At 58.9% G+C, this 11135-nt stretch carries 5 protein-coding genes and 1 pseudogene; 4 read left to right on the top strand and 2 right to left on the bottom strand.

Features of this window, described 5'->3' with window-relative positions; all coding sequences use genetic code 11:
• Window positions 1-299: 299 nt before the first annotated feature.
• The 4 genes from AC1DH9_RS17475 to AC1DH9_RS17460 all read left to right on the top strand — a co-directional run bounded on the left by AC1DH9_RS17475 (window position 300) and on the right by AC1DH9_RS17460 (window position 8878).
• Window positions 300-2309: a type VI secretion system Vgr family protein gene (locus tag AC1DH9_RS17475; protein WP_427537929.1), complete on the top strand. Its 2010-nt coding sequence runs from the start codon at window positions 300-302 to the stop codon at window positions 2307-2309.
• On the top strand, window positions 2299-7470 hold the full coding sequence (locus AC1DH9_RS17470; protein WP_477808494.1) for an RHS repeat-associated core domain-containing protein: 5172 nt from the start codon (window positions 2299-2301) through the stop codon (window positions 7468-7470). The genes AC1DH9_RS17475 and AC1DH9_RS17470 overlap by 11 nt, the downstream gene beginning before the upstream one ends.
• Window positions 7470-7886, top strand: coding sequence for a hypothetical protein (locus AC1DH9_RS17465; protein ID WP_427537938.1), 417 nt, complete (start codon window positions 7470-7472; stop codon window positions 7884-7886). Before AC1DH9_RS17470 ends, AC1DH9_RS17465 begins: the two co-directional genes overlap by 1 nt.
• A 155-nt stretch (window positions 7887-8041) precedes the next feature.
• Complete coding sequence (locus AC1DH9_RS17460; protein ID WP_477808493.1) at window positions 8042-8878, top strand: 23S rRNA (adenine(2030)-N(6))-methyltransferase RlmJ; 837 nt, start codon at window positions 8042-8044, stop codon at window positions 8876-8878.
• A gap of 152 nt (window positions 8879-9030) precedes the next feature.
• Here AC1DH9_RS17460 and msrA read toward each other — a convergent pair whose 3' ends face one another.
• Together msrA and AC1DH9_RS17450 are read right to left on the bottom strand one after the other, a co-directional pair.
• Window positions 9031-9678 carry a peptide-methionine (S)-S-oxide reductase MsrA gene (gene msrA, locus AC1DH9_RS17455; RefSeq protein ID WP_427534247.1) on the bottom strand — a complete coding sequence of 216 codons (648 nt, stop codon included), beginning with the start codon at window positions 9676-9678 and terminating at the stop codon, window positions 9031-9033.
• A gap of 28 nt (window positions 9679-9706) precedes the next feature.
• Window positions 9707-11135: pseudogene (locus AC1DH9_RS17450) on the bottom strand (putative bifunctional diguanylate cyclase/phosphodiesterase); the annotation flags it as partial.

Here is an 11135-nt window from a genome sequence, read left to right as displayed (position 1 = left end):
GTCGTAAAACCATCCTCTGCGGTTTACCTGAAGAAATGCGGTGAATGATTTTACGACTGCTGCGCCCGAGCGCGGACCGAGCCGGACGCAGGCTGCGCCAGCTGCTACAGGGATCGTGTTGTGGCTCAAGAAGGCGTCGATACAGCCCGTCCGACAGGAATGTCTGTAGTAGTTAATCCCGATATCTGAAGGAAAGTTCTCTAAAAAATCAGGGCAAATCTGATTTTTCTGACCCTCGATCAACCCCCCTTGTCGCTCATGCAGAATCGCCCGCCTTCATTCTGCTTCAGAGACATCGGATGCTCACGCCTGCCCATCAACCGCGTTTCACGTTGACCCTTGACGGCGTCCAGAATGAGCTCAAAGTGCTTGAGTTCACGGGCAAGGAGGCCATTAGTCAGCCCTATCGTTTCGACCTGGAACTGGTCAGTGAACACCCGGATCTCGATCTCGAAAACTTCCTGCATCGTCAGGCTTTTCTCGGTTTTGATGCGCAAGGCGCAGGTGTTCACGGTCAGGTTTATCGTATCGCCCAAGGCGATTCGGGCACGCGCCTGACTCGTTATCAGATCAGTCTGGTGCCGCGCCTGGCCTATCTCGGTCAACGCACCAACCAGAGAATCTTCCAGCATAAAAGCGTTCCCGAGATCATCGCTCTGGTGCTCAAGGATCACGGCATTCTGGGTGATGCATTCGAGTTACAGCTTGGCAGCCAATACCCCAAGCGCGAGTACTGCGTGCAATTCGCCGAGAGCGATCTGGAATTTATTCAGCGGTTGTGTGCCGAAATMGGCATTCACTACCACTTCCAGCACAGCCCGCACGGCCATCTGCTGGTGTTCGGTGACGACCAGACAGTTTTCCGCAAACCGGCGCAGCCGACGCTTTACTTGCCAGGCAGCGGAATGGCCGCCGACCAGCCTGCGATCAAGCGCTTCAACGTCCGCCTGGAAACCCGCACCACCGCAGTCACCCGTCGCGACTATGACTTCCACAAACCCGGCCTGTTGCTGCAAAGCACCGTCGACAGCGAGCAGCGTTCGGTGTTGGAGGATTACCGCTACCCCGGTCAGTTCACCGATCGCGACCACGGCAAACACCTGGCGCAACGAGCGCTGGAGCGCCATGGCGCGGATTTCCGTCAGGCCGAAGGTCACAGTGATCAATCGGCGTTGCTCACCGGCCATTTTCTGAAGATCGCCGAGCACCCGCGCACAGAATGGAATGACCTGTGGCTACTGACTGAAATCGAGCATCACGGCCAGCAGCCGCAAGTGCTGGAAGAGTCAGCGGACAGCGGTGATTTTCAGGGCTATCGCAATACTTTTTTGGCGACACCGTGGGACGTACCGTTTCGCCCGCCATTGACCGAATACAAGCCGCGGGTACCGGGCTATCAGAACGCGGTCGTCACGGGGCCGAAAAACAGTGAAATCCATTGCGACGAGTTCGGGCGGGTCAAGGTGCTCTTCGCTTGGGACCGCGAAGGTCAGCGCAACGAGCATTCCAGTTGCTGGCTGCGAGTCGCCAGTGGCTGGGCTCATGACGGTTATGGCAGTGCGCTGATCCCGCGGGTTGGAATGGAAGTGTTGGTCGGGTTTGTCGATGCCGACCCGGACAAACCCATGGTGATGGCCTGCCTGCCGAATGGGACCAACCCGGTGCCGCTCGATCTGCCGGCGGACAAGACGCGCAGCATTTTTCGCAGCCAGAGCAGTCCCGGTGGCGGTGGTTACAACGAGCTGCGCATTGAAGACCGCAAGGGTGCCGAGGAAATTTATCTGCGAGCTCAGCGCGACTGGACCCGGCACGTATTGCACGACTTGCACACGCACGTGGGCAACCAGCGAAGTGTGGTGGTCGCGGGTCTCGATCGCCATGAACTGAAGGCTGACGAACAGCGCATCACCCACGGCAATCGCCGAACCGAAGTGAGGCGCAGCGATCACCTGGTGGTGGTCGGCGACCGGCACATTCGGGTGACCAACCAGGCGCTCAAAGCCAGTCAGCAATTCCATGTCAGCGCCGGCCAGCATGTGGTTATCGACGGTGGTGCCAGCGCGACAATTCAGGCGGGTGGGCAGTGGATCAACATCGGCCCCGACGGGATTTTCAGCAGTGTACCGATTGAGGTGGGTGGTGCGCCGATGCCGGTCATGAGTGCTGCACCGGCCTTGCCCGATAGGCTGTTGACACTCGTGGCAGTCACGGCAGCACTGCTGAGTGCCGCACAGATTCTGAGCCTGAAAAGCGACGCGCCGTTCTGCGAAGAATGCGAGCGCTGCAAGGAGGGTGTCTGTGCAGCCTGATGCCTTGTCACCTCATGCCTGGCTGGAGCGCCATCCGCTGAAACCTTCCGAGCAGTTGTTCGCGGTGTTGGGCAATGCCAGCTCTGCCGAGCCCCTTAAAGCCTGGCAACGCTCGATCACTATGCAAGCACCGAGCCCCATCTGGGCCGACACCGTTTACGCCGAGTGGGGAGTGGTGATGCCCTATGTCGGCATTGTCGCTGCGGGCAGTGAGTTTCTGGAGTGGGTCGCCACTACCGAGTCTCGCGACTGGGGTTGGCTGGCGGTGTCCTCTGCTCCTCAAGAGGCTCTGGTCGAACATCTGCGCAGCCTTACGCAAGCCCTGTTACCCAACGGCAACGCGGTATTTTTCCGCTTTTGGGACGGACGTTACTTGCTGCCGATTCTCCAGTCCGCACAGGTTGATGTCGCGCAACTGATGCCGCCGATAGGGCGCTGCCTGATCAATGGGCAGGCCCTGGAAATCGGTGGTTATGCGCTGAAAACATCGAGGGGGATGGAGCGGCTGATCAAATTCGGCAGCACGACCACGGCGGTGAGCACCGGCGATGACGATTTCATCTCCAGTGTGGCGCAGTGCCCGGCCGACGGGGTGTTGCAGATCGAGAGCACGTTCGAATCGGTCTACGACATTCCCTTGGGGAATATCCAGGTCGATGTGATTGCCGTGGAGGGCGGTGAAAAGACACCGGTCCTGCTGGATGAAAATGGCAAAGGGACGTTTAGGGGGACCGCCGGGAAGTTCTATCGGGTTCATGTCCAGAGCGAAGTGACAGAGGGGCAAATCGATGAGCTTTTCGATGCTTACGACGGATTGACCAAGGAGCTGGAACGCTGGCTGCGCAGCGAGTGGGAAGGGTTCAAGCCGCAGTGGTCGCAGCAGTCGGCGTCGGCATCGCTGGCGGCGGTGGGCAATGGAATGCTCGCCGGCAGTTGGGCGGCTATCGAGGGTGTTTGGGACAGCATTGGCCTGATTAGCGACATCCTCAAGGACCCAGCGAAGTTTGCCGAAAGGCTCGGTGGTAGTGGTACGGCCCTGGCCGATCTGGCGCAAAAGTCGCCGGAACTGATGGAAAAAGCCCTGCTGCTGGCCAGTGACGAAGCGGCGCTGTGTTTGTTGTTGCGCACTGCGAGTCTGTGGCTGGAAGCGTTACCGCCGAGTCAGATAGCCGGAACCACGGCAGAGGCAGTTTCGAAGGCAGTGGTCGAGCTGGTGATCGATCTGCTGATTGGCATCGTGCTGAGCTTTTTCGGGGTGGGCATCGCCTATCTGTCGGTGCGGCTGATGCGCTACGGCCAATACATCGTCGACGCCGCCCTGCGTTTCGTCGCTGCGATGTTCAAGATCATCGACAGCTTTATGGACTACGTCGACCGCTACAAAAAAGTCGCTGCACGAGGTGTCGTAGCGGGTCTGAAAAAGGGGCGGATGCAACTGCGCTGGAATGGCCGCAAGAACTCCACGCTGAATAAACGCGAGCCTTACGTCGACGTCCCGGCGCAGGCGAAAAACCCCAACGGCGACAGCGCCGATTCGGCAGATAAAACCGCCACCAACAAATGCCCGGTGTCGATGGTCACCGGCGAAGAGCTGCTGACCTTGGTCGATGGCTCGCTGGACGGGATTCTGCCGTTCGACTTCACCCGGCTCTATCGCACCAGCGCCGCCGAGATCGATAGCGGACTGGGCTTTGGCTGGAGCCATTCGCTGGCGCATCGCCTGGAAATCGACGGCGACAACGTCATCTGGATCGACCACGAAAACCGTCGTACGGCATTCCCGTTACCGAACGTCGAGCGCCCGGCGATCCATAACAGTCTGTCGCGGGCGGCGATTTATCTGGGTGATGAGCCCGAGGAACTGATCCTCGCCCAGGCCGGCGACGACKGGCGTTTTTATCACTTTCATAACGGTCGGCTGACAACAATCAGTGACGGTTACGACAACCGATTGCGCATCACCCGCGACCGTCAGGAACGCATCAAACGCCTCGACAACGGCGTGGGTCGCGCGTTGCTGTTGCGTTATGACCGCAGTTATTTGATCGCCGTCGATTACCAGCGCTTTGTCCCTGCCCCAACCCTCGACGAGGCCTGGCATACCGAGCAGACACTGGTCAGTTATCGCTACGACGAACGCGATCAACTGATCGAAGCGACCAACGCCGTGGGCGAAAGCGAGCGCTACGACTACGACGCTCAGCACGTCATTTTGCAGCGGCAATTGGCCGGTGGCGCGAGCTTTTTCTGGGAGTGGGAAAGGTCCGGCAAGGCTGCCAGGTGCATTCGGCACTGGGCGTCGTTTTCGCAGATGGATGCGCAGTACGTCTGGGATGACCAGGGCGGTGTCACTGTCCTGAATATCGATGGCAGCGAAGAGGTTTACGTCCATGACGATCGGGCGCGACTGGTGCGCAAGGTCGACCTGGAGGGTGGCGAGCATCTCAAGGCCTACGATGACAAAGGTCGGCTGATTGCCGAGCAGGATCCGCTGGGGGCTGTCACTGAGTACCGTTACGACGAGGCCGGACGGCTTGTCGCGCTGATTCCACCGGAAGACGAACCGACGGGCTACGAATACCGCGACGGTTTCCTGCATGCGTGGTATCGCGGCAAGGCCGTGTGGAAATATCAGCGCAATGTTCAGGGCGATGTCACTGAAGCGACCGATCCCGACGGGCATGTCACGCATTACCACTACGACCCTCGGGGGCGGCTGCTCTCGATCCGTTATCCGGACACCAGTCGGCATGTGTTCGTCTGGAACGGCTTGGGGCAACTGCTCGAAGAAACGTTGCCAGACGGTGGCCAGCGTCAGTTTTCCTACGATGCTTTGGGTCGGCAGATTACCCGGCGGGACGAACACGGTGCCGTCACCCGCTACCAATGGGATGCCGTCGGGCGACTGATTCAGACAACACTTCCCACCGGTGCCAGCCGCGCCTTCAGCTACAACGCCTACGGAAAAATCACCGCCGAACGCGATGAGCTGGGCCAGGTCACGCGCTACGAATACGCCGATGATTCGCATCTGGTCAGTCGTCGCATCAATGCCGACGGCACCCAACTGCGTTATCGCTACGACAACGCGCTGTTGTTGCTGACAGAAATCGAGAACGAATCCGGCGAAAAATATCAGCTGGACTACACGTTCAATGGCCTGATCCGACAGGAAACCGGTTTCGACGGCCGCCGTACTGCCTATTCCTACGACCTCAATGGCCATCTGCTGGAGAAAACCGAGTTCGGCGACGATGGCTCAACGCTGATCACCACCTATCAGCGGGACTCGGCAGGACGACTGCTGGTCAAGACGCTGCCCGATGGCGTCAACGTCGAGTACCACTATGACGGCCTTGGCCGACTGGTCAGCGTCGATGACGGTCATGACCACCCGTTGGAGTTCGAGTATGACCAGCAAGATCGGCTGATCACCGAACACCAGGGCTGGGGCACCTTGCGCTTTGGCTACGACGCCTGCGGCCAGCTCAATCGCCTGCGCCTGCCGGACAACAGCACACTTGATTATCACCACGCCAAGGGTGGGGCGCTGACGGCCATCGACCTCAACGGCACGCGGCTGACCACGCACGTCTTTGACGCGGGGCGCGAACAACAACGCCAGCAAGGCCAACTGCTTAGCCAGTATCACTATGACGAACAGGGCCGGTTGCAAGCCCACGCGGTCAACCAGTCAGACCGACCGCTGTACATGCGCCACTACAACTATGCGGTCAACGGCAATCTGGCCGCCATCGCTGACAGTCGCCATGGCCAGCGCAGCTATTACTACGACGCGCTCAACCGCCTGACCCGCGTACGCCATGCTCGCGGCGAACCGACGCAAAGCTTTGAACACGACCCGGCCGGCAACCTGCAAATGCACGATCGCCCGGGACTGGCGACGATCAAAGGCAACCGCCTGCTGCTGCAAGGCGACCGCCATTACGACTACGACGCCTTCGGCAATCTGATCTTTGAGCGCCGCGGCACCGGGCAGAAACTCGTCACCGAATACCGCTACGACTGCCAGCACCGCTTGATCGGCGTCACACTGCCGGATGGCAAAACCGCCAGCTACCGCTATGACGCCTTCGGTCGGCGCATCGCCAAAACCGTCGACGGCCATACCACCGAATTTTTCTGGCAAGGCGACAACCTCGTCGCCGAACGGGGTAAAGAACACTACCGCAGCTACCTCTACGAACCCGGCAGCTTCCGCCCGCTGGCCCTGCTCGACGGCTTCGGTCCGCGCAAGGCCTGCCCGTTCTACTACCAACTCGACCACCTCGGCACCCCGCAGGAACTCACCGACTACAGCGGCGAAATCGTCTGGTCGGCGACCTACAAAGCCTACGGAAAACTCGCCAGCCTGAAACACTTCGGCGAAGAACAGCTCGAGCAGCCGTTGCGCTTTCAGGGGCAGTACTTCGACGCCGAAAGCGGCCTGCACTACAACCGCCATCGCTACTACAATCCGGACATCGGCCGCTACCTGACGCCGGATCCGAGCAAATTGGCGGGCGGGCTGAACGGCTACCAGTACACCCCGAATCCGACGGGGTGGATTGACCCGCTGGGGCTGAACGGAAATTGTCCGCCGCCGAACAAGCCGGGGTGTAAGGCACCGGATGATGTGGGGGGCGTGGCGGTTGATGAGGGCGAGCCGCCGCTGCCGAAGCTGGCGGGTGAGCAGCGGCGGGCGAGGATTGATGAGTTGGCGGAGGCGAATGCCAAACGGCGGGTCCTAGAGTTTGAGGACAAATACGACATGCACACTGTTCAAAAGCACAGCTCAGAAATACCTGATGTGGCGCTAAAGCAACGGGCTATTAATGGTGCGAATCCTCATACKGGTAAAATTCCGAAAGGTGCAAATGGGAGTCTGAGTTCTCAGTTCAGTAACTGGCGGGTTCATTTCAATGCTTTGAATAAAGCCACGACAAGGAGAAGCTTAGGGCTGGATCCTTTTACGGGGAAAGACCACAACAAAGATCCCATTGTAAGGTTAGAGCTGCCGGGAGCAGGTCGTGGTTACAGGCCTAACAAAAAAGACAAAGACAATCCTAAGTTGAACGAAGAATTGAACTGGTTTGAAGTTAAGTTTGATAAAGATGACGTGACGCGACCATATACAGGTTTTCCTACGGAGGGTAGGTGATGCTGCGGGATCCATTTTTGAATGAAGAGTTTGAGCCTGATCTGATGTGGTTCATTGGCGTTTTCGATGTGTACGATCGCGAAGAAACCCTAGGTGCAGAACTTGAGGTGTATGACCCTGACAATGCGACTGATAGGGCGGTATTGATTAGTAAGTACAGCCTGAATTTAAATTATTTGTCCTATCGGCATAAATTTGTACTGGTAGAAGCTCTAGCAGGAAAGTTGAGTGACCAAAGCTATGATTTTCAGCATTTGTTTGAAATTGATGAGGAGGAAGCTGCGAGTTGGCCTCGGGGAGAGTGGTATAGATTGAAAGATCCTCGGGGTTTTCTCCAAGATGTTTATATGTTGGCTCTGGAGGCTTGGAAAAGTGATCTTCATAACGCCAGCCTTGAAGATCAGTCTACCTGGTAGCAGCCGTCGAAAGATTTCGCTGCGCACTCGATCGCGGGCAAGCCTTGCTCCTATAGGCCCGCATCAATGATCATGGTTTGTCCGCCCGCTCAGCTGCGAACCCCTGACGCTGGGCGCGGTACAAGGTAAACTTCGTCTCCTTCGCAGGAGCAGCCATGAATTATCGTCACGCCTTCCACGCCGGCAATCACGCCGATGTGTTCAAACACCTGACCTTGACCCGCCTCATCGCCTTGATGTCGCGCAAGGAGCAGCCGTTTGCCTATCTCGACACCCACGCCGGCATTGGTCTGTATGACCTGCAGGGCGATCAGGCGAGCCGTACCGGTGAATACCTGGAAGGCATCGCACGCTTGTGGGGCGAGCAGGATCTGCCGCCGCTGACCGCCGATTACATGCGCGTCTTGCATGAGATGAACCCGGATGGCGAGTTGCGCTACTACCCGGGCTCGCCTGAGCTGGCGCGGCGTTTGACCCGTCCGCAGGACCGGGTATTGCTCAACGAGAAGCACCCGGAAGACGGGTTGTTGCTCAAGGACAACATGAAGGGCGATCGCCGAGTCAAAGTGCACCTGGGCGAAGGCTGGCACGTGCCACGGGCGCTGTTGCCGGTGCCGGAGAAGCGTGGGTTGATGCTGATTGATCCGCCGTTCGAGAAGCTCGACGAAATGCAGCGTTGCGCCGCGTCGCTGAAAGAGGCGATTGGCCGGATGCGTCAAACCGTGGCGGCGATCTGGTACCCGGTGAAGGATCAGCGCATGTTGCGTCGTTTCTATCAGGACCTGGCGGGCACCGGTGCGCCGAAGTTGTTGCGCGTGGAGTTGCTGGTGCATCCGCTGGATACGCCGAACAGCCTGAACGGTTCAGGGCTGGCGATTGCCAATCCGCCGTGGGGGCTTGAGGAAGAGTTGCGCGAGTTGCTGCCGTGGCTGTCGAAGAAGCTTGGCCAGACCCAGGGCGGGTGGCAGATGGATTGGTTKATCGCTGAGTAATGTGTGGCGAGGGAGCTTGCTCCCGCTCGGCTGCGAAGCAGTCGTAAAATCGGTATACAGGTTCTATCTGAAAGAACATTGTCACTGATTTTAGGGCCGCTTCGCGCCCCAGCGGGAGCAAGCTCCCTCGCCACAGGTACTGTGTTCACCCATCAAATCGGGCAGGTCACGCCCGTACCGCCAATCCCGCAATACCCTTCAGGGTTTTTTGCCAGGTATTGCTGGTGATAGGCCTCGGCGTAGTAGAACGTCGGGGCTTCTTCGATTTCAGTGGTGATAGTGCCGAGGCCGGCCTTGGTCAGTTCAGCCTGGAACACTTCCTTGCTGGCCTTGGCCGCTGCCAATTGGCTTGGGTTGGTGGCGTAGATCACCGAGCGGTACTGGGTGCCGATGTCGTTGCCCTGGCGCATGCCCTGAGTCGGGTTGTGCAGTTCCCAGAACATCGCCAGCAATTGTTCGTAGCTGACCTTTTCCGGCTCGTAGACCACGAGCACGACTTCGCTGTGGCCGGTCAGGCCCGAGCAGACTTCTTCGTAGGTCGGGTTCGGGGTGAAGCCACCGGCGTAACCCACGGCTGTGCTGTACACACCTTCGCGCTGCCAGAAGCGCCGCTCTGCGCCCCAGAAGCAACCCAGGCCGAAGATCGCGAAGTCCACATTGCCCGGAAACGGACCCAGCAGCGGATGGCCGTTGACGAAGTGTTCGTCCGGTACTTTTATCGGGGTTTCGCGGCCAGGCAGCGCTTGTTCTTTAGTCGGGAGCACGTTTTTGTTCACCAGGATTTCCGAGCGCAGAACCATGATCAGTCCTCTCAGTCAGGTTGGGATGTTCGATACCTTCGGCGACCACTTTGATCTTGAGGTTATGGGCCATGGCGATCACGGCCGAGGTRATTTCCATGTCGTCCTGGTTGTCCGGGATTTCATGGATGAAGCTGCGATCGATCTTGATGATGTCGATCGGGAATTTTTTCAGGTAGCTGAGCGATGAATAACCGGTGCCGAAGTCGTCCATGGCCAGGGTCAGGCCCAGACGCTTGAGTTGGTCGAGCTGCAAGTGGGTATCTTCGGTGGCTTCCAGCAGCAGGCCTTCGGTCAGTTCCAGCTCCAGCAAGCGCGCGGGCAGCTGTTCTTCCTTGAGGATGTTGGCAATCGACGAAACCAGGTCCGGATCGGAAAACTGCTTGGGCGACAGGTTGATCGCCACCTGCAAATTGCCGAGTCCGGCGGCGGTCAGCTCTTTGCTCATGCGACACGCCTGACGGGCAATCCATTTGCCGATGGGAATGAYCAGGCCGGTTTCTTCGGCGACGCTGATGAACTGATCCGGGCGGATCATGCCCTTTTCCGGATGGTTCCAGCGCAGCAACGCTTCCATTCCCAGCAAGCGCCCGGAGCGCAGGCACAACTTGGGCTGATAGAACACGTCCAGCTCGTTCTGGGTCAGGGCGCGGCGCAGGTTGTTTTCCACGAACAGCTTGTAGCTGGCCTCGGCGTTCAGCGCTTCGGTAAACACCTGAACCTGATGTTTGCCGTTGGCCTTGGCCTTGTGCAGCGCGAGCCCCGCGTTACGCATCAGGGTCTGCGGATCGCGGCCGTGCAGTGGCGCACAGGCCAGGCCCACGGAGCCCGTAACGCTGATCAACTGGTTGTCGACGAACATCGGCTTATCCAGCGTCATCAACAATTGGCTGGCGATCTGTTGGCCGGCTACAAGGTGGGTGTCGTCGAGCAGCACCGCGAACTCGTTACTGGCGAAACGCGCCAGGCTGCCGCTCGGGCTCAGGCTGTTGCGCAGCCGCCGGGCCAGGCTGATCAGCAGTTTGTCGCCGGTCTGATGGCCGAGGCTGTCATTGATCCGCTTGAAGTTGTCGATGTCCACCAGCAGCAGGCAGATCGGGCTGTCGCTGTCGCGGGCGAAACGCTCGTCGAGGTTGCGGATGAACGCCGGACGGTTGCCCAGGTTGGTCAGGTTGTCGGTGTAGGCCAGGCGCTCGATACGTTGCTGGGCGAGCTTGGTCTGGGTGATGTCTTCGTAGATGCCGATGTAGTGGGTCAGTTCACGATTGTCGCCGTAGACCTTGGAGATCGACAGCTGGCCCCAGTACGGTTCGAGGTTTTTGCGTCGGCTCTTGAACTCGCCCTGCCAGCTGTTGCTCTTGGCCAGGCTTGAAGGCGCGTCGAACAGCAGTTCGCTGAGGTTCTCCAGCGCCGGCAGTTCCGACAGCCGATGGCCGTGGACTTCTTCGGTGCTGTAC

This window comes from Pseudomonas sp. 05T35, assembly GCF_056396605.1.
Note: the sequence above shows the minus strand (reverse complement) of the source record. Positions and strands in the feature narration are given on the sequence as shown.